Genomic DNA, 24,200 nt, shown 5'->3' on the forward strand with positions numbered 1-24,200 from the left:
GGATGCGACCAGGAGCGCCGACCCGGAGCGGGCGGTGAGCGGCGGCGATGAGTGACACCCTCGACGCGGCCCTGCGACTGGTCAGGGCACAGACGGCGCTCGTACGACGCTTCGACACCCGGTTGAGCGGGCTGCACGGAGTCAGCCTCGCCGACTTCACCCTGCTGCTGCGGCTGGGACAGGCGCCGGGCGGCCGTATGCGCCGGGTCGACCTCGCCGAGGCCCTGGGTCTGACCGCCTCCGGGGTCACACGCGGGCTGGCTCCGCTGGAGCGGATCGGGCTGGTGACGCGCGAGTCGGACGCCCGGGACGCGCGCGTGGCGTACGCCTCGCTGACCACGACGGGCCGGCAGCGGCTGACGGAGATGCGCGCCACGGCCGAGGAGACCGCCGCCGAGGTCTTCGCGGCCCCGGCCTGGAGCGCCGAGGACGTCGCACAGCTGTCACACCTGCTGACCCGGCTCGGCGGCACCGGCCTCAACAGCCGCTGAGTTCCGCTCGGTCACGGTGGGCCGCCGTCCGCGTTCGGACGGCGGCCCTCAACACTGCGGCACCCTGGCCGACTTCGGCCAGCGATGGCCCGAACTCGCCGTGTCACACCTCACGTTCAGGTGTGGCCGAAGGGTGAGGGAACCGTGCGGACGGCGTGGGATGCTCATGGCTCCACATCGAGTTACCGGCCGGTTCTACTTCCGAGTAGCCCACCCGCCGGTATCTCTCTGCCACCCCCCACTCCACACAGGACCGACCTTGCGCAGACGCATGAGGCACAGGCGCGCCCTGCTGCCTTCCTTCGCCGTGACCGCCCTCTTCCTCGCCGCGGCCTGCTCCTCGGCCGCACCGCACACCGAGTCACCCACGACCGCCGGACCCGGACCGCGGGTCACCGCAGGCGCCCGCACCGCCGACGGCGCGAACCGCTCGCTCACCGTCGCCGCCGCTCCCGCCACCGTCCCGACCGCCGCGGCGGGTCCGCCGGGCACCGGGCAGCGGGCACACCGGACCACACTCACCGTCAGCTCGTACGACAGCCGCACCGGACGGGCCGTACTCTCCAACAGGCCGTCACACCAGGAGACTTCACATACCGGGACTTCACGTACCGGAAGTTCACACACCACCCCTTCCCCCTCTTCTTCCCCTTCCCCTTCCGGCACCTCCTCCGCGGTCCCGCACCGGGCCGACGTGGGCGATGTGATCGCCAGCGCGCCCGCTCCCGGCGCGCCGCACGGGCTGCTCGCCAAGGTCACCAAGGTGCTCGGCGCGTCGGACCGTGGCACGGAGGTGCAGACGGAACCGGCCACGCTCAACGCGCTGCTCGGCGACGGCACCGCGAAGGGCGCCGTGCCGGTCGACCCCTCGTCCTTCGCCGTCGACAAGCTGCTCCCCGATGTGAAGGTGTCCTGGGCGAAGGCCGGTGACCTGCGGGTCGGTCCCGAGGGCGCGACCGTGCCCCTCGGCAGCCTCCGACTCGACGTGCGCGCCCAGGTGCCGACGGCCGAGGGCGCCCCGACCTCGGCGAGCGCTTCGGTGCGCGGCTTCGTCCAGGTCGCCCCGCGGGTCGACTTCGCCTACGGCGGCACCAGGGCCGACGCGACGCCCGGCTCGGCGTACCTGGGGGTCTCCGGCACGTGGACCTCCGGTTGGTCGGTCGGAGGCCGGGCCGCCGCGAGCACCGGCTCCCCGCTGCGGATCCCGTTCGCCAGGCTGCACGCCGACCCCGTCCTCCAGGTCGGCCCCGTTCCGGTCGTCGTCGACCTCGACCTGACCTGCTACATCCAGATCAGCGGCGACGGGCGGGCCACCGTCGACGTCGAGCAGAGCCTGCGGGGCGCCTTCACGGCGGGCGGCACCTTCGGTACGTCCAGGGGCTGGACGCCGGTCAGCTCGTCCGACATGACCAGCACCCCCGTCCACGCCTCCGTCAGCACCGCCGGGAGCCTGAAGACCACCCTCGGCGCCGAGGCCTCGGTCGGCCTCTACGGCACCGTCGGCGTAACCGCCGACCTGGCCCCATACCTGCGCGGCGAGGCCTCCGGCACGGTCTCCGGCTCCACCGGCACGGCCTCCGGCTCCTCCCGCGCGGGCCGGGCGAAGGACGGGGCGGCCGGGGCGGCCTGGGGGGTGTACGGCGGGGTCGACCTGTCCGGGACCCTGCGGCTGCAGCTGTCCGTCTTCGGCACACCGATCGTCCACCGGGACACCCCGCTCGGCGCGCTGCACCGCGAGTGGAAGCTGGCGGGCGGCACGCTCTGACCGAGCGGACCGGAAGCCGCTCTATCCGATCTGTCTGACCTATCCGATCTGTTCTCCGATCTGTCCAAGGGGGCCGGAACCGTCCTGGCGGGCCGCCGGCATCCAGCCCTGGCCGCGCAGTACGGCCGACACGTCCGGGGCCCGGTAGTGCTCCCCCTTGAGGACCTTGCCGTCGGCCCGGCGGGCGACCTGTCCGTCCGGGCCGAGCTTGCTCATGTTGGCCCGGTGGATCTCGGCGATCACCTGATCGAGGTCGATGCCGTGGACGAGGGCCGTGCCGTAGGCCACGTAGACCACGTCCGCCAGTTCGTGCGCGAGCTTGTCCAGCGGGCCCTCGACCGCGACCTCGGCGACCTCCGCGGCCTCCTCGGCGAGCAGTTCCCCGCGGTGCGCGGCCAGTTCGGGGTCCACCTCCGTCGGCGTACTGCGGGCGTCGAGACCGAAGGCGAGGTGGAATTCACGGACGAAGTCGGCGGGCGAAGTGCTCATGCGACGACTGTAACGACCGCCACTGACAACGCCCCGGCCTCTTTCCGGCTCCGGAGTGACCTCGGCCCTGGTCAGCGCCATGCCTCGGCTGGCAGGATCGCCGCATGTCGAAGGTGTTCCCCCGGCTCGGCAGGCGCCGGGCGCTGCCGGTCGCGGCCGCCGGAGCGGTGGTGCTCGGGCTGCTGCTGTGGTGGTTGCTGCCCTTGGGCGAGAAGCCGCCGAGCGGCACGATCGTCTTCAGCACGGGCACCGCCTCGGGGGTCTACCAGGAGTACGGCGAGCGGCTGCGCAGCGAGCTGGCCAAGGACATGCCCGGGCTGAAGGTGAAGCTGCTCAACAGTGCCGGTTCGCAGGAGAACGTGCAGCGGGTCGCGACCGGCAAGGCCGACTTCACCATCGCGGCGGCGGACGCCGTGGAGAGGTACGAGCTGGAGCACGGCAGCGGCGCCGGGCGGCTGCGCGGGGTGGCCCGGCTCTACGACGACTACGCGCATCTCATCGTGCGGAGCGGCTCGGACATCAGGAGCGTGGCGGACCTGCGGCACAAGCGGGTGGCGACCGGGCTGCCCGACTCCGGGGTACGGCTGATCGCCGACCGCGTGCTCAGGGCCGCCGGCATCGACCCGCACAAGGACGTCACCCCGGTCGCGGACGGCATCGACACCGGGCCCGAGCAGCTGCAGGAGAACAAGATCGACGCGTTCTTCTGGTCGGGCGGGCTGCCCACCAAGGGGCTGATGCCGCTGGCGCGGAAGTCCGCCTTCACGTTCGTGCCGATCGACAGCGACCTCGTCGCCAAGCTGCACAGCGCGGGCCAGGAGACCCGTTACTACCGGGCCACCAACATCCCCGAGTCGGCGTATCCGGCCGTACAGCACGGCACCGAGGTGCCGACGATCGCGGTCTCCAACATCCTGATGACCCGCACGGACGTGGACCCCCGGCTCACCGAGTGGGTGACCCGCACGGTGATCAAGAGCCGCGACGGCATCGGCGCCCACGTCCACTCCGCCCAACTGGTGGACCTGCGCACCGCGATCTACACCGACCCACTGCCCCTGCAGGAGGGCGCCCGCCGCTATTACCGCTCGGTGAAGCCGTAGCCGCCGGGCGGACGGGATCCTGTCGGGTCCGGCCGGACCCGCCCGGTCAGGGCGGCCATCAGCCGCCGGTCCCCGCTGCCACGGCCTATGCGGGAACGCTCCCCACCCGGCCGAGCCACCCTCGGCGCCTGGACCCCGCTTCCCCGCCGCCTCTCACCTCTCCCCGTACCGCGGCACCGTCACCGTCACCCGCAGCCCGCCCGGCTCATGGTGGCCGTAATCGATCGACCCGCCGCCTGCCGCGAGCAACGCGCGCGTGATGGACAGGCCGAGGCCCGAGCCCTTGATGTTCTGGTGGCGGCCGCTGCGCCAGAAGCGGTCGCCCACACGGGCGAGTTCCTCGTCGGTCAGGCCGGGGCCGGTGTCGGTCACCACGACCGTGGAGGTGTCACCGTCGGCGGCCACGGTGACCGCCACCGTGCCGCCCTCGGGGGTGAACTTCACGGCGTTGTCGATCACCGCGTCCAGGGCGCTGGACAGGGTGATCGGGTCGGCCCAGGCCGTCGTGGGCGGGCAGTCACCCGTCAGCCTGACGCCCTTGGCATCGGCGGCCGGGGCCCAGGCCGCCACCCGCTCCTCGGCCAGCGCCCCGACGTCGGTCACGCTCAGGTCCGCCTCGGCGTGCTCGGCCAGCGCCAGGTCGAGCAGGTCGTCCAGGACCTGGGCGAGGCGCTTGCCCTCGGTGCGGACGGAGGCGATCTCCTCGTTGCCCTCGGGGAGTTCGAGGGCGAGCAGCTCGATGCGCAGCAGCAGCGCCGAGAGCGGGTTGCGCAGCTGGTGCGAGGCGTCGGCGACGAAGGCGCGCTGCTGCTCCAGCACGTTCTCGACGTTGTCCGCCATCTCGTTGAACGACCGGGCCAGCCGTCTGAGTTCCGGCGGCCCGCCGGCCGCCGCGACCCGGGACTTCAGCCGCCCGGTGGCGATGTCGTGCGTGGTGGCGTCCAGCACCCGCACCGGCCTGAGCACCCAGCCGGTCAGCCGCAGCGCGGCCCCCACGGCCAGCAGCATGGCCGCGCTCTCACCGGCCCCGATGAGCAGCCAGCTGTGCAGGGTCCGGGAGCGCATCTGCCCGGTGGGCGAGTCGGTGACCACGACCGCGACGACGTCCCCGTCCCGGATCACCGGCGAGGCGACGATCAGCCGGCTGCGCTGCCAGGGCCACACCTGCCGCGGGTCATGGCTGCGCCGGCTGAGCAGCGCCTCGTCGAACGCCTCCCGGACTTCCCCCGCCTGCGGTACGAACCAGTCGTCGGGGGCGTTGGCCATCCCCGAGCCGTTGCGGTAGAAGACGCCCGCGCGGATGCCGTAGACGCCGTAGTAGCTGTCGAGTTCGCTGCGCAGGGCCTCCAGCCGCTCGTCGATGCCCGTACGGCGGGAACCGCTGGGGCTGTCGGTGACGAACTGGGCGAGTGCGGCGAAGCGTGCCGTGTCGTCGATCCGGTCGACGACGACCTTCTGCTGCTGGGCGGCGGCCACGCTGACGGCGAGCGGGACGCCGAGGGCGAGGAGGACGGCCGCCATCAGGACGAAGAGCAGCGGCAGCAGACGTGTGCGCACCCGGCCCCGCTAGGCGGCCGGTGCGACGAGCCGGTAGCCGACGCCGCGTACGGTCTCGATCAGCGCGGGCATGCGCAGCTTGGCGCGCAGCGAGGCGACGTGCACCTCCAGGGTGCGGCCGGTGCCCTCCCAACTGGTGCGCCAGACCTCGCTGATGATCTGCTCCCGCCGGAAGACGACGCCCGGGCGCTGCGCGAGCAGGGCGAGCAGGTCGAACTCCTTGCGGGTCAGCTGGACGGTCGTACCGTCCACGGTGACCTGGCGGGTGGGCAGCTCGATGCGGACCGGGCCGAGCAGCAGCGAGGTGTCGCCGCCGGAGCCCGCGTCCTCGTGGGCGGTGCGCCGGCTGACGGCGTGGATCCGGGCGAGCAGTTCCCCGGTGTCGTACGGCTTCACGACGTAGTCGTCGGCGCCCAGGTTGAGCCCGTGGATGCGGGAGCGCACGTCGGAGCGCGCGGTGACCATGATCACCGGGGTGCTGGTGCGTTTGCGGATCTTGCCGCAGACCTCGTAACCGTCCTGGTCGGGCAGGCCCAGGTCGAGCAGGACGACGCCGAAACCGTCGTGCTCGGGAACGAGCGCCTGGAGGGCCTCCTCGCCGCTACGCGCGTGCGTGACGTCGAATCCGTGCCGGGCGAGTACGGCGGACAGGGCCGCGGCGACGTGGTTGTCGTCCTCGACGAGCAGCAGTCTCAACCCGGCCCCCTCCGGTTCAGCGGTCGTACGGTCTCGGTTTCCGTGCGTCTTGTAGCGCACGCGCGCGTGTGCACCATGGCAGTGACGCCGATGGAGAAGGACGGCGTCAAGAGGGTTCCGGTTGCCCGCCGCTTCCGTTATCCGGCCGATACGCACTGGCGTGACAAGTGCTACGACACGTGTCCGCCTGCTACCGGATCGTGATGCTCAGATCTCCCTCAGATGTGATGACGCAGGTCACAGCCTCTCATTACTGTCCTCCGAAACCGAGCAGGACGGAGCCCGAGAGCGATGACCGAAGCAGCGCTGACCAAGGAAGACACGGTCACGTCCGACGAACTGGTCGTCCTGAAGAGCGTCAACAAGCACTTCGGCGCGTTGCATGTGCTCCAGGACATCGACCTGACGATCGCCCGCGGCGAGGTCGTCGTGGTCATCGGGCCCTCCGGGTCCGGAAAGTCGACCCTGTGCCGCACGATCAACCGCCTGGAGACGATCGACTCGGGCACCATCACCATCGACGGCAAGCCGCTGCCCCAGGAGGGCAAGGAGCTGGCCCGGCTGCGGGCCGACGTCGGGATGGTGTTCCAGTCCTTCAACCTCTTCGCGCACAAGACCGTGCTCGAAAACGTGATGCTGGGCCAGCTCAAGGTCCGCAAGGTGGAGAAGAAGCAGGCCGAGGAGAAGGCCCGGGCGCTGCTCGACCGGGTCGGGGTGGGCACCCAGGCCGACAAGTACCCCGCCCAGCTGTCCGGCGGCCAGCAGCAGCGCGTGGCGATCGCGCGGGCGCTGGCGATGGACCCGAAGGTCATGCTCTTCGACGAGCCGACCTCGGCCCTCGACCCCGAGATGATCAACGAGGTCCTTGAGGTCATGCAGCAGCTGGCCCGTGAGGGCATGACGATGATCGTCGTCACCCACGAGATGGGGTTCGCACGCTCGGCCGCGAACCGGGTGGTCTTCATGGCCGACGGCCGGATCGTCGAAGAGGCCGCGCCCGAGCAGTTCTTCAGCAACCCGCGCAGCGACCGGGCCAAGGACTTCCTGTCCAAGATCCTGCACCACTGACGGCAGCGTCGTCCGGCTCCCCGCGCCGTGGGTCGCCTTTTCCAACGGACCTCGTCCCTCACCATTTTCGAAGGATGTTCAGCATGAAGCTCCGCAAGGTCACCGCCGCCTCGGCCGCCGTTCTCGCCCTCACGGTGGGCGCCACCGCGTGCGGCGGCGGCAAGAAGAACGACAGCGGTTCCTCCGGCGGCGGCAAGACCATCGCCATCGGCATCAAGTTCGACCAGCCGGGCCTCGGCCAGAAGACCCCGCAGGGCTACGCGGGCTTCGACGTCGACGTGGCCACCTATGTCGCCAAGAAGCTCGGTTACAGCGCCGACCAGATCGAGTGGAAGGAGTCGAAGAGCGCCGACCGCGAGACCATGCTGCAGCGCGGCGACGTCGACTTCATCGCCGCCACCTACTCGATCACCCCGAAGCGTCAGGCGAAGGTCGACTTCGCCGGCCCGTACCTGCTGGCCCACCAGGACGTGCTGGTGCGCGCGGACGACGACTCCATCAAGTCGCCGGCCGACCTCAACAACAAGAAGCTCTGCTCGGTGACCGGTTCGACCTCGGCGCAGAACGTGCACGACAAGCTGGCCCCCAAGGCGCAGCTCCAGCAGTACCCGACCTACTCCGCGTGCCTGACCGGTCTGCAGAGCAAGGCGATCGACGCCCTGACCACGGACGACTCGATCCTCGCCGGATACGCCTCCCAGGCCCAGTTCAAGGGCAAGTTCAAGCTCGGTGGCTTCAAGATGACGAACGAGAACTACGGCATCGGCGTCAAGAAGGGCAGCCCCCTCAAGGACAAGATCAACAAGGCTCTTGAGGAGATGGTCTCCGACGGTTCGTGGGAGGCGGCCGTGAAGAAGTACTTCGGCCCGGCCGACTACAAGAACGAGCCCGCCCCGAAGATCGGCGACATCAAGAGCTGAGGCAGGGCCCGGCCGGTGCGCCGCTCGCGACGGCGGCGCACCGGGGGCATCCCTACACGCGGAAGCGCGGGAGATCGTGTTCGACTTTCTTGACAAGTACGACGTGCTGGGCGCCTTCTGGACGACAGTGCAGCTCACGCTGCTGTCGGCCGTGGGCTCCCTGGTCTGGGGCACTCTGCTGGCCGCCATGCGGGTGGGCCCGGTGCCGCTGATGCGCGGTTTCGGCACCGCCTACGTGAACATCGTGCGGAACATCCCGCTCACGGTGATCATCCTCTTCGCCTCGCTCGGCCTGAGCAACACGCTGGGCGTCACCATGGGCTCGGACAAGGTCGACACGACCAACTTCCGGCTGGCCGTGCTGGGTCTGATCGTCTACACGTCGGCCTTCGTGTGCGAGGCGATCCGCGCCGGCATCAACACGGTGCCGGTCGGCCAGGCGGAGGCGGCCCGGGCCATCGGCCTGAGCTTCACCCAGGTGCTGGGCCTGGTCGTCCTTCCGCAGGCCTTCCGCGCGGCCGTCGGCCCGCTGGCCAACGTGCTGATCGCGTTGACGAAGAACACGACGGTGGCGGCCGCGATCGGCGTGGCGGAAGCGGCGCTCCTGATGAAGCAGATGGTGGAGAACGAGGCACAGCTGCTGGCGATCTCCGCGGTCATCGCCTTCGGGTTCTGCTGCCTGACGCTGCCGACCGGTCTGATCCTCGGCTGGGTGGGCAAGAAGGTGGCGGTGAAGCGATGAGTTCGGTCCTGTACGACGCCCAGGGGCCGCGCGCCAAGCGGCGCAACATCCTCTACACGGCGGTCTTCCTGATCGCCCTGGCGGCCCTCGGGTGGTGGGTGTACACCTCCCTCGACGACAAGGGCCAGCTGGACTGGGCACTGTGGAAGCCGTTCTTCAGCGGCACCGAGGCCTACTCGACGTACATCTGGCCCGGGCTGCAGAACACGTTGAAGGCCGCCGCGCTGGCCATGGTCATCGCGCTGCCACTGGGTGCCGTTCTCGGCATCGCCAGGCTCTCGGACCACGTGTGGGTGCGGATACCGGCGACGGTCGTGGTCGAGTTCTTCCGCGCGATCCCGGTGCTGGTCCTGATGATCTTCGGGATCGCGCTGTACAGCCAGTACACCAACGTCAGTTCCGACGACCGTCCGCTGTACGCGGTTGTCACCGGTCTGGTGCTGTACAACGCGTCGGTGCTCGCGGAGATCGTCCGCGCGGGCATCCTCGCTCTGCCGAGGGGCCAGTCCGAGGCGGCCCTGGCGATCGGCCTGCGCAAGGGGCAGCTGATGCGGCTCATCCTGCTGCCGCAGGCGGTCACCACGATGCTCCCGGCGATCGTCAGCCAGCTCGTCGTGATCGTGAAGGACACCGCGCTCGGCGGTGCGGTCCTCACCTTCCCCGAACTTCTCTCGTCGGCCAACACGATGAGCGGCTACTACGGTGCCAACGTCATCGCGTCCTTCACGGTGGTGGCCGTGATCTTCGTGATCATCAACTTCTCGCTCACCTCGTTCGCGAGCTGGCTGGAGGGCCGGCTGCGGCGGGGCAAGAAGTCGACCGGGGCGGTACTGGGGGCGCAGGACGTGGCGGACGTCGCGGGTACGGCGGCGACCGGCGCCGAGCGCTGACACTCGTTCAAGCCCGAATGCATCACCCGGAGGCAGTGGCATGATCGCCACTGCCTCCGGTCGCTTGACGCAAACTCTGCCAATGGGTTGCATACGTTCTGTGATCGTGCACCCCGCTTCACCTTCTTGTTCACCGTCATCCGTCAAGGCACCGCTGCGGGCAGGGGGCGCCACGCCGTGGACCCGGTGATCGTCGTCGGAGCGGGGCCCGTCGGGCTCACGCTCGCCCTGGCGCTGGCCCGCCAGGAGGTGCCGTCCGTCGTGCTGGACGAGGGCCCCGGCAAGGACGAACCCCGCCCGGCGCGCACCGTCGTGCTGCGCGAGGACACGGCCGCCCTGCTGGAGCGGCTGACCGGGGTGGCGCTCGGTGACCACGGTGTGCGCTGGGCCGGATGGCGGTCCCTCAGGCGCAAGCAGGTGATGAGCGAGGTCGACTTCACCGATGCGGACCCCGCCGCCCCGCTGCACATCGCCCAGCACGTCCTCACCGCCGCCCTGCGCGCGGCCGTCGCCGACGAGCCGTTGGTGAGAATGGCCGTGGACAGCCGTCTGGACGCGATCGAGCAGGACCGTTCCGGCATCACCGCGCACACCCGTGGCCCCAAGGGCACCTGGTGGCGCGGCAGTTACCTGGTCGGCTGCGACGGCCCCCGCTCCACCGTGCGCAAACTCCTGGACATCCGCTTCCCGGGCCGTACGGCGGTGGAGCGGCACGCGGTCGCCGCGCTGCGCGCGGAACTTCCGTGGGAGGGCCGGGCGTTGCTCCATCGGATGCCGCCGTGGCGGCAGTCCGGGCCCTCGGCCGGGGAGGTCACCGCCCGCCCCCTCCCGGACGGCGTGTGGCGCCTGGACTGGCTGCTGCCGCCCGGCAAGGACCTGGTCACGCCCGAGATCCTGGTGACCCGGATCCGCGAGACCCTCGCGGGCTGGACCGACGGCACCACACCGCCGTACGACCTGCTGGACACCGGTGTCCACACGGTGCACCACCGGCTGGCGCGACGGTGGCGCGCGGGCCGGGTCTTCCTCGCCGGGGACGCGGCCCATCTGCTCGGCGCGCTCGGCACCCAGGGGCTCGACGAGGGTCTGCGGGACGCCGACAACCTCGCCTGGAAGCTGGCCCCGGCCTGGCACCACGGGCACCACGAGGCGCTGCTGGACAGCTATCAGACCGAGCGGCGCGCGGTGGTCGCCGCCCGGCTGCGCGCCGCCGACCAGGTGCTGCCGGTCTTGCGCGGCGGAGGCGGGCTGCGTCATATCGTCCCGGGTGCAGCCCGTGGCCATGACGCGCTGCTCACCGACGGCCACCTGGGGCGTGGGCCGCTCGGCGCGCCGGGGGCGTACGCCGGCTCGCCGCTCGCGCCCCGCCATCTGGAGGGCGAGATCCCGGTCGACACCGCGCCCGGCGCGCCGGTCACCGACGTCCGGGTCACCGCGGAGGACGGTTCGTTCGTCCGGCTGCGCGACCGGCTCGGCCGGGGCGCCCTGCTCGTCGTCCTGATCGCGCCGGGCACCGGCGTGTGGGACCGCAAGCACTGGGTGTCCGCGGGTGTGATGCCCCGTCTGGCGGCCGCGGTGACCGCACTGCCGCACCGGGCCGAGCTGCTGGTCGCCGAGGAGTACCCAGGTGCGCCGGCGCACAGCGTGCTGCTCGTGCGCCCCGACGGCCACCTGGTCACGGCGCTGAGCGGAGTCCGCCCGGCCGACCTGTACGCGGCGGCCGAGGTGGCGGTGGGCGGCGCGGTGAAGGAGGAGGCGCAGGCCGCCTCCAGCGCGCGCTGACCCGCACTCTGGTCACGCTCTGTCCGGATGGTGACGGTGAGTTGACCGGAGTGCACGCGCATGCTGTACTCCGGACCATGACCGACACCTGCGTGCGCCTGTGGCGGAGGGTCCACATGGACCTCGTCCGCTACGCAGGCTGCGTGTGTCGTCCGTCCTGCTGAATTCGCACCCTCTGCCCTTTCCGGGCGCCGTCGCGCGCTCGTTTCCGCGAACTTCCAGGACGGTGTACGTGTCTGTCTCCCCTGCCCCCGCGTCCTCTGCCGTCGGCTCCGCGCCGCCCACGCAGGCGGACCTCCTCGACTTCGTCCGGCGTACGGCAGCCGACGCCGAGCTGATCGCCTCGCTCCCGCTCGACCCGGAGGGCCGTACCTGGGTGCGGCTGGAGGGGCCGGGCGGCAGCGAGGCCTGGCTGATCGGCTGGCCGCCCGGCACCGGCACCGGCTGGCACGACCACGCCGAGTCGGTCGGCGCGTTTCTCACGGCCTCCGGCGAACTCAAGGAGAACTCGCTCGCCGCCCGCCTGCCGACCGACGGCTGGCGGACCCTGGAACTCACCGAGGGTGTCGACCGCGCCCGCCGCCTGCCCGCAGGCCAGGGCCGTGCCTTCGGCCGCCACCACGTCCACGAGGTCCTCAACGAGTCCCGCACCGAGCACGCCGTCTCCGTCCACGCCTACTACCCGCCCCTGCCCCGCATCCGCCGCTACAGCCGCACGGGCCAGGTGCTGCGTCTGGAGCAGGTGGAGCGGCCGGAGGACTGGCAGTGAGCGGGACCAACGGTCGGACGCCGGTCGGCATCGACGCGTTGCTGGAGCGGGTGCGCGCGGGCTACCGGCGCATCGAAGTACAGGAGGCGCACGAGGCGGCGCACACCGGTACGGCGCTCCTGGTGGACATCCGGTACGCGGCCCTGCGCGAGCGCGACGGCGTGATCCCCGGCGCACTCGTCATCGAGCGCAACGAACTGGAGTGGCGCCTCGATCCGCAGGGCAGCCACCGCGCCCCCGAGGCCACCGGCCACGACCTGCGCATCGTGGTGATCTGCAACGAGGGCTACGCCTCCAGCCTCGCCGCCGCCTCCCTCCACCAACTGGGCCTCCACCGGGCGACGGACCTGGTGGGCGGCTTCCAGGCCTGGCGGGCGGCGGGGCTGCCGGTGGAACCGGCGGCGCGCTGAAAGCGCCGCTCTGACGCGTGAGGAAAACGGGTGCTGAACCTCCGCTCCGGGGAGCGGAGGTTCAGCACCCGGTCCCCTCCGTGCTACTCCTTCGCGGTGGCCACCGTCACCGCCCGCACCCGCAGCGCCACCCGCCCCGGCACAGCACTGCCCACGAGCGCGAGGAGGCCGGCCACCCCGACGACGGTGGCGTAGAACAGCGGTGTGACCGTCGGCGCGGCCCGGCCGGTCATCCCGACGCTGAACGCGGTCAGCACCGCGAGGGCGATCCCGCTGCCGAGCGAGGTGGCGAGAAGCAGCACGCTCAGCACTTCGGTGCGCAGCATGCGCAGCACGTGGCGGCGGGTGGCCCCGGCGAGGCGCAGCAGGGCGAACTCCCGGACACGTTCCGCCACCGACATGGCGAGCGTGTTGACGACGGCGATGGCGGTGAAGGCCAGCACGAGCCCCATGGCGAGGTAGTTGACCTCGGCGTTCGTCTGCTGCTGGTCGGCCTGGAGAGAGTCCGCGGCGGCCGGAGAAAGAATGTCGAGTCCCGGGAACTCACGGAGCGTAGTCGCGAGTTGTGTCTGTGTACGGGGCGTGCTGACGAGGACGGAGGAGGCGAGCGGGTTGTCGACGTGCCGGGCGAGGAGGTCGTGGGCGAAGGTGAGGTCGCCGAAGCCCAGACCCCGGGCATAGACGGCGGCGACGGTGAGCGTGGCGGGCGTGCCGTCGCCGAGGGTGAGTTTCAGGGTGCTGCCGGGCTTCAAGTGGTGCTGATCGGCGGCCAGTTCACTGACGGCGACCGTGCCGGGGGTGAGCCGGTCGAGGGAGCCGGCGGTGACGTCCGGGTCCCAGGTGCGGGTCAGGCCGGCCGGGGTGACGCCCTGCGCCGGGTACTTGTCGAGGCCGATGCGGACGGTGCTGCGGACGACCTCGGTGACGGTGTCGTGCCCGGCGCGCAGCCGCTGGGCGGCCTCGTGGGGCACACCGGGCCCCTGCGCGGTGACGACCCAGTCGGCCCGGACGCCGTCCCGGACCTGGGCGCGGGCGGCGTCACCGAGGGTCGACTGGACGAACAGGACGGTGCAGGTCATGCCGATGAGCAGGGTGAGGGGGGTGACGACGGAGGCCATGCGGGCGGCGTTGCCGCGCAGGTTGGCGGTGGCGAGACGGCCGCCGTGACCGGTGAGCCGGAGCGGGCCGGCGAGCAGCAGGGCAGCCGCCCTGACCAGGAGCGGGCCGAGCAGAGCGACGGAGGTGGACAGGACGACGACGGCGAGGAAAGTGACGGGAGTCGAGGCCGGCTCGGTGCGCAGGGAGGTGAGGACGACGACAAGGACGGTTCCGCCGGCCAGGAGCAGCAGCCCGGCGGCGATCCGGCCCCACGCGGGTCGGCTGGGCTCGGTCCTGGCCTCGGCCAGGGCCTCCGTGGGCCGGATCCGGGCGATCCTGCGGGAGGCGATCCGGGCGGCGGCCCAGGCACCGAGCAGGGTGGCGGCGAGAGCGGCGAGCGGTGGGAAGACGCTGACGGTGCGTTCGAGGGTGTCGGGTACGGCGCCCAGGGCGACGAACCTGGAGTACAGCACGCCCCCGAGCGGCAGCCCGAGCAGCGCGCCCACGGTACCCGCCGCCGCGCCGACGACCAGCGCCTCCCGGCCGAGCAGCGCGCGGATCTGCCCGGAGGTGGCGGCGATGGCGCGGAGCAGGGCGAGTTCACGGTGGCGCTGCTGCACGGTGAGCCCGAAGGTGCCGACGACCACGAGGACGGCCACCAGCAGCGAGGTGCCACCCATGGCGCCGCCCATGCTGACCAACCGGGTGCGGGCGGTCGCCGCGTCCAGGAACTCGACGGGTCCCCGGGCGTCTCCGTCGGCGACCTGGGCGGTGGTGCCGTGCAGCGCGGCCGCCACGGCCTGCCGCACCCGCCCGGGGTCCGTGCCCTGGTCCGGCAGCACACCGAACGCGCTGACCTGCCCCGGGTGCCCGGCCAGCCGCCGGGCCTCGGCGGCGGAGAAGAACAGGGACGTCTGGTGGCGTACGGCGGTGTCGGAGGCGGCGATACCGGTGACCCGGTAGCTGCGCGGGGCCTGCGTGGACTGCACGGTGAGCCTGTCACCGGGGTGCAGACCAGCCCGGGCGGCGAGGTAGCTGTCGATGACCAGATCGCCGTCGGAGCGTGGCGCGCTGCCCGTGGTCAGCCGGTACGGCGTCAGCGCGGCGGAGTCCCAGGCGTGCCCGTAGGCGCTACGGCCGCCGGTGCCGGAGGGGGTCAACGGCTGGGCGAGGAAGGTCAGTTCGGGCACGACACGGGCCACTCCGGGGACATGTGCGAGTCGGGTGTGCAGGCCCTCAGAGAGCCAGGCGCGCTCGGCGATGGGCTTCGCCTTGTGCTTGACCTTGGTCTTGCCCTTCTTGTGCTTGACGGTGGTCTGGTGGACGTACTGGTCTCCGGAGACCACGACCGGGGCGCCGGCATAGCGTTCGGTGCGGATGGTGCCGCGCAGGCCGGTGTCGAGGAGGGTGCCGCAGGCGGTGATCAGGGCGGCCGCGCACATCAGCGCGAGGAAGGCACCGAGAAAGCCCGCCTTCCGGGCGCGGACTGACTGGAGGGCGTAACGCAGCATCATCGGGGTGGGCTCTCTTCTGTTGTGCGCGTCGGCGGTGTCGTAGGCGACCGGCCCCGGCTGGTGTGCCATGGCCCGGCGCACATCCAGACTCGCCCACACACCGCCACCCGAGCACTGCGGCGACCCGGCATCTTCAACGGGGGCTAACCCCACCGCAAGCCACCCGAGAGTCGACCGCACCGCACGCCACCCGAGGGCCAACCGCACCACGAGCGTTCCGAGGGCTGACCTCACCGCACGCGTTCCGAGGGCCGCCCCCCACCTACGAGACGACCAGGAGCCGACCCCACCGCCAGGCATCCGGCCGTCGCCCTGCCGAGGGCATCCGGACCGGCCTCACCGCGAGCCACCCGAGGGTCAGGCCCCGCTCAACGGCCAGGCCCGCCCGACAAGACGGAACCGAGCCGACCCCGCCACCGGAGATCGGGCCCGCCGCGAGACTGCCGCAGGCCAGACCCGCCATGAGTCATCGAAGCGTCGTCCGCACCGCCGAGCGGCCAAGAACCGCCCCCGTCACGAGACATCCGAAGGCCCGGCCCCTCAGGCAACCTCAAGCATCGAAGCACCGAGACCCCACCGCCCGGCAACGAGCCCCCTCCCCCAGAGAAGCCTCAGATGTCCCCCTCTCCCAAGGACTCGATGTCCTCGCCCTCCTCTTCCAGGGCCTGGCGGACGACTCGGAGGGCCATGCCCTCGGGGTAGCCCTTGCGGGCGAGCATGCCGGCGAGGCGGCGGAGGCGCTTGTCGCGGTCGAGGCCGCGGGTGGCGCGCAGTTTGCGGGCAACCAGTTCACGGGCGGTCGCCTCCTCCTGCTCGGAGTCGAGCCGGCCGACGGCCTCGTCGATCAGCCCCGAGTCGACCCCCTTGGTACGCAACTCCCGGGCGAGCGCGCGGCGGGCGAGCCCCCGGCCATGATGCCGGGACTCCACCCAGGCGTCGGCGAACGCGCCGTCGTCGATCAGCCCGACCTCCTCGAACCGCGACAGCACCTCCTCGGCCACGTCCTCGGGAATCTCCCGCTTGCGCAGGGCGTCGGCAAGTTGCTTGCGGGTGCGTGGGGTCCCGGTGAGCAGGCGCAGGCAGATCGCCCGTGCCCGCTCAGCCGGGTCCCCTGAAGACTCCCCCCGCTCGGCCCTCGACGAGGAAGGGGCGCCTTCGTCCTCCCCGGGCGCGTCCCCGAAACCGCGCCGCCGACGACTCCGGCCACCCCGGCGGGAGCCGTCGTCGCCCTCATGGCCACCGCCATCGCTCCCACGGTGCTCACCAGGTCCGCCGTACCCGCCGTACCCCTCGCGGTCCTCGCCCAGGTGTCCGGCGGCACCGTCCAGGGCGGAGTCCGGATAGCCCCCGGTGCCCCTCCCCCGTCGGGCACCGGGGGTGGCGTACTCGTACTCGGCCCAGTCGGTTCGTCGTGTCACGGGTCGGTCAGCTCTTGGCTGCGGCGGCCTTGGGCTTGGTGGCCTTGGCGGCTGCCGGGGCGGACACCGTCTTGGTGTCGTCCTCGGCCGCGGTGGCGACCGCCGCGTCCGCACCCGGCTCGGCGGCAGGCTCCTCCGGCCGGACACCGACGCCCAGCTTCTCCTTGATCTTCTTCTCGATCTCGTTGGCCAGGTCGGGGTTGTCCTTGAGGAAGTTGCGCGCGTTCTCCTTGCCCTGGCCGAGCTGGTCACCCTCGTACGTGTACCAGGCACCCGCCTTGCGGACGAAGCCGTGCTCCACGCCCATGTCGATCAGACCGCCCTCGCGGCTGATGCCCTGGCCGTAGAGGATGTCGAACTCGGCCTGCTTGAAGGGCGGCGCGACCTTGTTCTTGACGACCTTGCAACGGGTGCGGTTGCCGACCGCCTCGGTGCCGTCCTTCAGGGTCTCGATGCGGCGGATGTCGATACGCACCGAGGCGTAGAACTTCAGCGCCCGGCCACCGGTCGTGGTCTCCGGGGAGCCGAACATCACGCCGATCTTCTCGCGGAGCTGGTTGATGAAGATCGCGGTGGTCTTGGACTGGTTGAGCGCGCTGGTGATCTTCCGCAGGGCCTGGCTCATCAGACGGGCCTGCAGACCGACGTGGCTGTCGCCCATCTCGCCCTCGATCTCCGCGCGCGGGACGAGCGCGGCGACGGAGTCGATGACGATGAGGTCGAGGGCACCGGAGCGGACCAGCATGTCCACGATCTCCAGGGCCTGCTCGCCGTTGTCGGGCTGGGAGAGGATCAGGTTGTCGATGTCGACGCCGAGCTTCTTCGCGTACTCGGGGTCGAGAGCGTGCTCCGCGTCCACGAACGCGACCTGGCCGCCGGCCTTCTGGGCGTTGGCCACGGCGTGCAGGGTCAGGGTCGTCTTACCGGAGGACTCCGGTCCGTAGATCTCCACGACACGGCCGCGCGGCAGGCCACCGACGCCGAGGGCGACGTCGAGCGCGGTCGAGCCGGTCGGGATGACCTCGATGGGCTCCTTCGCCCGCTCTCCCATGCGCATGACCGCGCCCTTGCCGAATTGCCGTTCAATCTGCGCGAGCGCGGCGTCGAGCGCCTTCTCGCGGTCGGTTCCTGCCATGGGTTCCACCCGGTTTGCTTGAGTCGATCGCTTCACGTCAAAGACGCTAACCCCTGCCACTGACAATGCGCCCCGACGCAGGCCTGGCCTGTGGATAACCGGGGGACATCTCCCATCAAAACGGGATGAAATCCACCACCTAGAGCCTCGCCTGAGCCTCCATAAGAATGGATGTTCGATTTTCGTGTCAAGCGAGCCACGCGACACCGGAAGCGAAGGTTCGGCGGCTCCAGCGGCCCGGAACACCGGCCGCAGCGCCCACCGCTCGCCTATCGTCACTCCGCATGACCCGTACCGAGATCGAGATCACCGCGGAGTTCATCCGCGAGCTGCTCCGCGACCAGCACCCCGACCTGGCCGAGCTCCCGTTACGGCTCGGGGCACGGGGCTGGGACAACCAGCTGTGGCGGCTCGGTGACGAGCTCGCCGTCCGGCTGCCGTGGGCGACCCGGTCCGCGGACGAGCTGTTGCTCAAGGAGTACGCCTGGCTCCCCGCCCTCGCGCCGCACCTTCCCCTGCCGGTCCCTGTCCCGCAGCGCCTCGGCGAGCCCTCCGCCCGCTTTCGGCGCCCCTGGATCGTCACCACCTGGGTGCCGGGCACGCCCGCCGACCGTGCCCCCGCCACGAGCGCCGCCAAGGCCGCCGACGCCCTGGCCGCCTTCCTGACGGCCCTTCACCGGCCCGCCCCTGAGGCGGTGCCCGCCGGCCGGGGCCGTGGCGGGCCGCTGGCCGACTGGGCGGAGCACTTCGCCGAGCGCCTCGCCTCGGCCGGCGAGCAGGGGCTGGTCCCCGACCCCGACGGCGTCCGCGCGGTCTGGGAGGACGCCGTCGAGGCGCCCGGCTGGACGGGCCCGGCCCTGTGGCTGCACGGGGACCTGCATCCGGCCAATGTCCTCACCGCGGACGGCTCCATCTGCGGCGTGATCGACTTCGGTGACCTCTGCGCGGGCGATCCGGCGTGCGACCTCGCCGCCGCCTGGGTACTGCTGCCGGACGGCGCGGCCGACCGCTTCCACGCCGCCTACCGGCCCGCCCCGGACCCCGCGACCCTGCGCCGTGCCCGCGGCTGGGCGGTACTGCAGGCCCTCAGCGGCATCCTCATCGGAGAGGCCGGCATCCACGGCCGCCCGGGCGGCAAACCCACCTGGGGCCCACCCGCCCGGGCGGCACTGCGACGCCTCGTCAGTGACCGGAGTGGTCGATGACGTTGCCGTTGGAGCAGTTGTTCCTGTGGTTCCCCGTCCAGTCACCGAGTGCGGGGACGACGGCGAGCTCCTGAAGACACGCGTCGGCGGCGGTGAAGTTCCAGTTGTTCGCGGCGTTGACGCCGGAGCCGAAGTCACCGTCGTTGCCGTCATCGGCGAAGGCGGGCGTGGCCAGGCCGATGGCGGCGAGCGCGACGGCGGCGATGCTGATGATCTTCTTCATGCCCGGAAAACGATCACCTACGTCCCGGTCCAGGCGGCCGAGGGATCCGGCAGAGATCACGAACCGCACGGCCTGGCGAAGCAGTCACCCGATGGTGGGCCCGGCGACGATTACGCCCGTTCCTCGTACTGCGGGCCGCCATGCTCGGAGCATGACACAGGGAGCGGGCCGCCGCGGCGGCCGGGACGAGCAGGCCGTGCTGCTGGTGGCGGGGGTGGCGGACCTGGCGGTGAGCACGCTGGGCTCGGCCCTGACGACCGTACGAGGGCTGCTGCGCCGCTCGGACGCCGTGGAACTCGCGTCGGCCGCCGAACAGGATCTGGTGGCCCGCGGCCGGCTGGCCCTGGACCGGTACGCCACCGTGCCGCCGGCCCATCTGGAGATCCTCGCCCGGCACGCGCGCGTACGCCGGGGTGCCGATGGCGGCTGAGCGCTGGGACGCGGCCGTGTTCCGGGCCCGCGTCGACCAGGTGCTGCGCGGCTTCGTCGCCCAGGAGGCCGATCTGCTGGCCGAGGTCGATCCGGCCCTGGGCTCCGTGGCCGACCAGTTGGAGGCGGCGGTCGCGAACGGCAAACGGCTGCGGGCGGCGTTCTGCTATTGGGGCTGGCGCGCGGCCGGCCAGCCGGACAGCGACGCGTTGCTGCGGGCCGCGGCCTCCATGGAGCTGGTGCATGCCGCCGCGGTCGTCCACGACGACCTGATCGACGACAGCCCGCTGCGGCACGGCCGGCCCACCGCCCATCTGGCGCTGCGCGGTGCCGTGGCCGGTCATCCACGTCCCGGCGCCGCGGCGCGGTCGCTGGCGATGCTGGTCGGGGATCTGCTGATGTCGCTGGCCGGGCAATTGTTCGCCACGTGCGGTCTGCCCGCCGCGTATCTGGCCCGCGCCCGCCCGCTGTGGTCGCTGCTCGCCCGGGAGCTGATCGCGGGTGAGTGCCTGGAGATCCTGCACACGGGGGCCGTCCCGGACACCACGGCGTCACTGAAGGTGATCCGGTACAAGACCGCCAAGTACACAGTCGAGCACCCCCTGTTGATCGGCGGCACCCTGGCCGGGGCCGGTGAACGGCTGCGCGCGGGCTACTCCGCGTACGGGCTGCCGCTCGGCGAGGCCTTCCAGCTGCGCGACGACCTGCTCGGCCTGTTCGGGGACCCGGAGCGCACCGGCAAGGCCGACAGCGACGACGTACGCGGGCATCGTCCCACCGCGCTGCTGGCGGAGACCTGGCGCATCGCAGGCACGGACGAGCGGGAGCGGCTGCGGACACTGCTGGGCCGGGGGGAGCCGGACCGGGCAGGCCTGGACGCCGTGCGGGAGGTGATGCACCGGCTGGGGGCTCGGGAGCGGGTCGAAAACATGATCTCCGCGCGCGTGGCGGAGGCGCTCGACGCGCTGCACGGGCTGGACGTGCCGGTGACCGCCGCCGACGCCCTGGCCGGGCTGGCGCACGCGGCGACGGCCCGCCCGTTCTGACCCGCACCACGCGCGCGCGTGCCCACGCGTCACGACCCGATGCCTGCCGTCCCGGGCCCCGGCCACCTGATTCCCCGCCGCCCTGACTCCCTGATCAAGGAGCCCCTGCCATGACCTTCACCGAGGCTTCGATGGACGCCCTGCGGGAGGCCGGCGACGAACTCGCCGACGCCACCGTCGCCGCCCTCTTCGCGCGCGGGGAGGTCGGCACCTTCAACACGCTGATGCGGTACGTCTCCACGGCCGGTGCTCCGCTGCCCGACGGGCTGCCCGATGCGGCCCGTGAGTACCTCCAGGCGACGAGTGTGCCGCCGGCCTGGGTGGACTGGGGCGAGATGGAGAAGGCGCGGCTGTTCTTCATCGACAACAACGTGCACATCTCCACGGCGCTGTCCTTCGCCTCCATGCCGGCCTGCTACGTGGTCCCGCACGTGGCGAAGCTGCTGTCGGCCACGCACTCGCTCAAGTACCCCTCCAAGCGGATGGCGGAGACCGGCCAGTTCACGGTCCACCTGATGCAGCCCGACGCCTTCGAGGCGGGCAGCCGCTTCATCCCCGCCGCCCAGAAGGTACGGCTGCTGCACGCGTCCATCCGGCACCACCTGACACGCGAGGACCGCTGGGACACCGCGGCGCTGGGCACGCCGATCTGCCAGGAGGACATGATCGGCGGGCAGATGTTCTTCTCAATGCTGGTCCTCGACAGCCTGCACCGGCTGGGCATCCACATGACCGCGGAGGGGGCGGAGGCCTACTACTACGCCTGGCGGGTGGTCGGCGCCATGCTCGGCGTGGACCAGGAGGCCGCGCCGAAGACCCTGGAGGAGGCGCGAAGCTTCCTCGACCTGTACATGATCCGTCACATGGGCCCCTCCGAGGAGGGCACGGAGCTGACCCGGCAGCTCATCGACCTCTACGAGGAGGTCGTGCCCGGCACCCTCTTCGACCCGATCGTCTCCGCCCTCGTCCGCTATCTGGTGGGCGACACCTGCGCCGACTGGCTCCAGGTGCCCCGCACGCGCTGGGACACCCTGGTCAAGGCCGTCCCGCACCTCCTCGGGGTCCTGGAGACCATCGAGGACCACTCCCCGCTCGGCGCCTGGGCCCTGGACCGGCTCGGACATCTCACGACGGTCTTCGAGCTGTCGTCCCTCACCCGGGGGCGCGTGATGCACTACGCCATCCCCGAGCACCTGAAGAAGGACTACGGCGTCACCGGCGCGGTGCCTCGCACCAGGCGCTGGACCCCGCCCGCCGCCACGGTCATCCCGTGATCCCCTTCGACCGGACGCCGTAGGCCCCTACCACCGGTGGCGTACGGCGGGTGTCTTCGGCCGGACGACGACCGCGCGGGCCGCTCCGGCGAGCCTTGGCCCATGAAGATTCCGCGCCACGTCGACCGCCTCTGTCATGTGACGGGGCTGCTCCTGGTCCTGTCCGGTCTCGTACACCTGGTGGTGTTCGCGGTCGACGGCGGCCCCTGGTACGGCCCGGTCTCCTGGCGCAAGCCGTTCACGTTCGGACTCTCCTTCGGGCTGACGCTGATCGCGATCACCTGGGTCACGTCGTACGTGCGGGTCGGAGCACGGACCCGGGCGGTCCTGCTGCTCGTCTTCGCCGCCGACTGCGTGGTGGAGGTCGGCGGGATCACCCTGCAGGCGTGGCGCCGGGTTCCCTCGCATCTGAACATGGAGACGCCCTTCGACACCGCGGTGTCCATGATGCTCGCGGTGGGAGGCGCCGTCCTGGTGGCCGTCCTCACGGTCTTCGCCGTCGCGTCGTTCCGGCACCGGCCGACGGGCCCCGCGGGGATGCCGCTCGCGGTCCGCTCCGGGTTCGCCGTGCTGCTGGTGGGGCTGGCCTCGGGCGCGGCGATGATCGCGCGCGGGGTCGTGCTGACCCGGACCGGCCACCAGGAGGCCGCCTACCACTCCACAGCCCCGCTCAAGCCCCTGCACGGCGTCAGCCTGCACGCCGTCGTGGTCCTGCCGCTGCTGGCCTGGCTGCTGTCCCGCTCGTCCTGGAGCGAACGCACGCGCCGGCGGGTCGTGGCCACGGCGGTCGGCTGTTACGCCGCTGCCGTCGCCGGTGCGGGCGTGTGGGCGGTGCTGACGTACTGAACCGGCCCGGAGGTCACGCCGTTTCCTCCGCCTCGGGCTCTCCGGCCTGCGGCCGGCGTATTCGCGCGAGCATCCCGGGACGGCCCGGCCCCCTGCCTTGGTGCCCCTGCACCCGGGGGTCGTCCGTGACGGCGTACCGCTTCACATAGGCGCCCAGGAAGGCCTGGAGGGTGGCCACTGCCGGAATGGCGATCAGCGCGCCGACGGCGCCGAGCAGTGCGATGCCCGCGATGACCGAGCCGAAGGCGACCGCCGGGTGGATGTCGACGGTCCTGGCGGTCAGCTTGGGCTGGAGCATGTAGTTCTCGACCTGCTGGTAGGCCACGACGAAGGCCAGCACCCACACCGCGTACCAGGGGTCGACGGTGAACGCGATCAGCATCGGCAGCGCGCCCGCGAGATACGTCCCGATGGTGGGGATGAACTGCGAGACGAGGCCCACCCAGACACCGAGCACGGGCGCGTACGGCACGCCGAGGGCCTGGAGCAGGATGTAGTGGGCGATACCGGAGATGAGCGCCATCAGGCCGCGCGAGTAGAGGTAGCCGCCTGTCTTGTCGACGGCGATCTCCCAGGCGCGCAGCACCTCGGCCTGGCGCGCGGGTGGCAGCACGGAGCACAGCGCGCGGCGCAGCCGGGGTCCGTCGGCGGCGAAGTAGAACGAGAACAGGCCCACCGTCAGCAGCTGGAACAGTCCGCCGAGCACCTGCTGGGACACGTCGAGGACACCGGCCGCGCTGTTCTGCGCGTACTTGCGCAGCCAGTCCGAGTGGAGCAGACCCTCCTGGACGTCCACACGCTTGAGGTCGGTGTGGAAGGAGTCGTTGATCCACCTGATGAGCGAGTCAAGGTAGTCCGGGAAGCCCTCGACCATCTTGATGATCTGGCCGGCCAGCATGGATCCGAGCAAGGTGATGAACCCGGCGGCGGCGATCGTCAGCACCAGGAAGACCAGGAAGGTGGCCAGGCCCCGGCGCATCCCCCGGGCGGCCATCCGGCTCACGGCGGGCTCGATCGCGAGGGCCAGGAAGAACGCGATCAACACGTTGATCAACAATCCGGTCAGCTGGTGGAAGGCCCACGTGCCCAGCTGGAACACGGCGATCAGCGCGAGGGCGAGCACCATGGCGCGCGGCAGCCAGCGTGGCATGCGGCCGCCCGGGACGACGGTGCTCCGGACCGGGGGCCGGTCGGGCGTCGTCGCACCGGTGGATGCCGTGTGCTGGGTCACGGGCTCGGTTTCCTCATCAGTGGGTGCCACGGGCCAAGTCTCGTCGACGCCACCGACAACCGGCGCCGACCTGCGATTTCGTGACCGATCGGTGCCGTA

General features: G+C 71.6%; 24 protein-coding genes. 16 read left to right on the forward strand and 8 right to left on the reverse strand.

The window, feature by feature from the left end; translation table 11 throughout:
- Positions 1-47 precede the first annotated feature (47 nt).
- Positions 48-491: a MarR family winged helix-turn-helix transcriptional regulator gene (locus O1G22_RS11450; protein WP_270081267.1), complete on the forward strand. Its 444-nt coding sequence runs from the start codon at positions 48-50 to the stop codon at positions 489-491.
- Between the two features lie 271 nt (positions 492-762).
- Positions 763-2,256, forward strand: a complete 1,494-nt coding sequence (locus O1G22_RS11455; protein WP_270081268.1) for a hypothetical protein — start codon at positions 763-765, stop codon at positions 2,254-2,256.
- 39 nt (positions 2,257-2,295) lie between these two features.
- On the opposite strand, the gene O1G22_RS11460 is transcribed toward O1G22_RS11455, so the two are convergent.
- Positions 2,296-2,745, reverse strand: a complete 450-nt coding sequence (locus O1G22_RS11460; RefSeq protein ID WP_270081269.1) for a pyrophosphohydrolase domain-containing protein — start codon at positions 2,743-2,745, stop codon at positions 2,296-2,298.
- Positions 2,746-2,849: 104 nt separating this feature from the next.
- Here O1G22_RS11460 and O1G22_RS11465 point away from each other — a divergent pair, with 104 nt between their 5' ends.
- Entirely contained in the window at positions 2,850-3,848 is a 999-nt protein-coding gene (locus O1G22_RS11465) for a TAXI family TRAP transporter solute-binding subunit (protein WP_270081270.1), read from the forward strand.
- 153 nt (positions 3,849-4,001) lie between these two features.
- Here O1G22_RS11465 and O1G22_RS11470 read toward each other — a convergent pair whose 3' ends face one another.
- Both O1G22_RS11470 and O1G22_RS11475 read right to left on the reverse strand, forming a co-directional pair.
- Positions 4,002-5,405 carry a sensor histidine kinase gene (locus O1G22_RS11470; RefSeq protein WP_270081271.1) on the reverse strand — a complete coding sequence of 468 codons (1,404 nt, stop codon included), beginning with the start codon at positions 5,403-5,405 and terminating at the stop codon, positions 4,002-4,004.
- 9 nt (positions 5,406-5,414) lie between these two features.
- Positions 5,415-6,101 (reverse strand): response regulator transcription factor, encoded by a 687-nt coding sequence (locus O1G22_RS11475; RefSeq protein ID WP_270081272.1) that lies wholly within the window; start codon positions 6,099-6,101, stop codon positions 5,415-5,417.
- A gap of 291 nt (positions 6,102-6,392) precedes the next feature.
- Here O1G22_RS11475 and O1G22_RS11480 point away from each other — a divergent pair, with 291 nt between their 5' ends.
- The 8 genes from O1G22_RS11480 (at position 6,393) to O1G22_RS11510 (ending at position 12,682) form a co-directional block, all read left to right on the forward strand.
- A complete protein-coding gene (locus O1G22_RS11480) occupies positions 6,393-7,169 on the forward strand; it encodes an amino acid ABC transporter ATP-binding protein (protein WP_270081273.1) in 777 nt (258 codons plus the stop codon).
- Between the two features lie 83 nt (positions 7,170-7,252).
- Entirely contained in the window at positions 7,253-8,089 is an 837-nt protein-coding gene (locus O1G22_RS11485; RefSeq protein WP_270081274.1) for a glutamate ABC transporter substrate-binding protein, read from the forward strand.
- Positions 8,090-8,165: 76 nt separating this feature from the next.
- A complete protein-coding gene (locus O1G22_RS11490; RefSeq protein WP_225101066.1) occupies positions 8,166-8,831 on the forward strand; it encodes an amino acid ABC transporter permease in 666 nt (221 codons plus the stop codon).
- A complete protein-coding gene (locus tag O1G22_RS11495) occupies positions 8,828-9,721 on the forward strand; it encodes an amino acid ABC transporter permease (protein ID WP_270081275.1) in 894 nt (297 codons plus the stop codon). The genes O1G22_RS11490 and O1G22_RS11495 overlap by 4 nt, the downstream gene beginning before the upstream one ends.
- A 177-nt stretch (positions 9,722-9,898) precedes the next feature.
- A complete protein-coding gene (locus O1G22_RS11500; protein WP_270081276.1) occupies positions 9,899-11,503 on the forward strand; it encodes an FAD-dependent monooxygenase in 1,605 nt (534 codons plus the stop codon).
- A 116-nt stretch (positions 11,504-11,619) separates the two neighbouring features.
- Complete coding sequence (locus O1G22_RS44850; RefSeq protein ID WP_309506048.1) at positions 11,620-11,667, forward strand: hypothetical protein; 48 nt, start codon at positions 11,620-11,622, stop codon at positions 11,665-11,667.
- Between the two features lie 68 nt (positions 11,668-11,735).
- Positions 11,736-12,272 carry a cupin domain-containing protein gene (locus O1G22_RS11505; RefSeq protein ID WP_270081277.1) on the forward strand — a complete coding sequence of 179 codons (537 nt, stop codon included), beginning with the start codon at positions 11,736-11,738 and terminating at the stop codon, positions 12,270-12,272.
- Positions 12,269-12,682: a rhodanese-like domain-containing protein gene (locus O1G22_RS11510; protein WP_270081278.1), complete on the forward strand. Its 414-nt coding sequence runs from the start codon at positions 12,269-12,271 to the stop codon at positions 12,680-12,682. The genes O1G22_RS11505 and O1G22_RS11510 overlap by 4 nt, the downstream gene beginning before the upstream one ends.
- Before the next feature lie 83 nt (positions 12,683-12,765).
- On the opposite strand, the gene O1G22_RS11515 is transcribed toward O1G22_RS11510, so the two are convergent.
- The 3 genes from O1G22_RS11515 to recA all read right to left on the reverse strand — a co-directional run bounded on the left by O1G22_RS11515 (position 12,766) and on the right by recA (position 17,847).
- Positions 12,766-15,294, reverse strand: coding sequence for an ABC transporter permease (locus O1G22_RS11515; RefSeq protein ID WP_270086391.1), 2,529 nt, complete (start codon positions 15,292-15,294; stop codon positions 12,766-12,768).
- Between the two features lie 611 nt (positions 15,295-15,905).
- Positions 15,906-16,712, reverse strand: a complete 807-nt coding sequence (recX, locus tag O1G22_RS11520) for a recombination regulator RecX (RefSeq protein WP_270081279.1) — start codon at positions 16,710-16,712, stop codon at positions 15,906-15,908.
- Positions 16,713-16,719: 7 nt separating this feature from the next.
- A complete protein-coding gene (recA, locus tag O1G22_RS11525) occupies positions 16,720-17,847 on the reverse strand; it encodes a recombinase RecA (RefSeq protein WP_270081280.1) in 1,128 nt (375 codons plus the stop codon).
- 284 nt (positions 17,848-18,131) lie between these two features.
- Between recA and O1G22_RS11530 the strand changes: the two genes are divergently transcribed.
- The gene (locus O1G22_RS11530; protein WP_270081281.1) at positions 18,132-19,052 is read left to right on the forward strand and encodes an aminoglycoside phosphotransferase family protein; all 921 of its coding nucleotides are present in this window, start codon (positions 18,132-18,134) and stop codon (positions 19,050-19,052) included.
- Here the strand turns inward: O1G22_RS11530 and O1G22_RS11535 are convergent.
- Positions 19,030-19,275 (reverse strand): hypothetical protein, encoded by a 246-nt coding sequence (locus tag O1G22_RS11535; RefSeq protein ID WP_270081282.1) that lies wholly within the window; start codon positions 19,273-19,275, stop codon positions 19,030-19,032. The genes O1G22_RS11530 and O1G22_RS11535 overlap by 23 nt on opposite strands.
- A gap of 151 nt (positions 19,276-19,426) precedes the next feature.
- Here O1G22_RS11535 and O1G22_RS11540 point away from each other — a divergent pair, with 151 nt between their 5' ends.
- The 4 genes from O1G22_RS11540 (at position 19,427) to O1G22_RS11555 (ending at position 22,870) form a co-directional block, all read left to right on the forward strand.
- Positions 19,427-19,705, forward strand: a complete 279-nt coding sequence (locus O1G22_RS11540) for a polyprenyl synthetase (protein WP_270081283.1) — start codon at positions 19,427-19,429, stop codon at positions 19,703-19,705.
- Positions 19,695-20,750, forward strand: coding sequence for a polyprenyl synthetase family protein (locus O1G22_RS11545; protein ID WP_270081284.1), 1,056 nt, complete (start codon positions 19,695-19,697; stop codon positions 20,748-20,750). Before O1G22_RS11540 ends, O1G22_RS11545 begins: the two co-directional genes overlap by 11 nt.
- A 110-nt stretch (positions 20,751-20,860) precedes the next feature.
- On the forward strand, positions 20,861-22,024 hold the full coding sequence (locus O1G22_RS11550) for an oxygenase MpaB family protein (protein WP_270081285.1): 1,164 nt from the start codon (positions 20,861-20,863) through the stop codon (positions 22,022-22,024).
- A gap of 102 nt (positions 22,025-22,126) precedes the next feature.
- Entirely contained in the window at positions 22,127-22,870 is a 744-nt protein-coding gene (locus tag O1G22_RS11555) for a hypothetical protein (RefSeq protein ID WP_270081286.1), read from the forward strand.
- A gap of 13 nt (positions 22,871-22,883) precedes the next feature.
- On the opposite strand, the gene O1G22_RS11560 is transcribed toward O1G22_RS11555, so the two are convergent.
- The gene (locus O1G22_RS11560) at positions 22,884-24,131 is read right to left on the reverse strand and encodes an AI-2E family transporter (RefSeq protein WP_428986348.1); all 1,248 of its coding nucleotides are present in this window, start codon (positions 24,129-24,131) and stop codon (positions 22,884-22,886) included.
- Positions 24,132-24,200: the final 69 nt, after the last annotated feature.

This window comes from Streptomyces camelliae (assembly GCF_027625935.1).
GTDB lineage: Bacteria > Actinomycetota > Actinomycetes > Streptomycetales > Streptomycetaceae > Streptomyces > Streptomyces camelliae.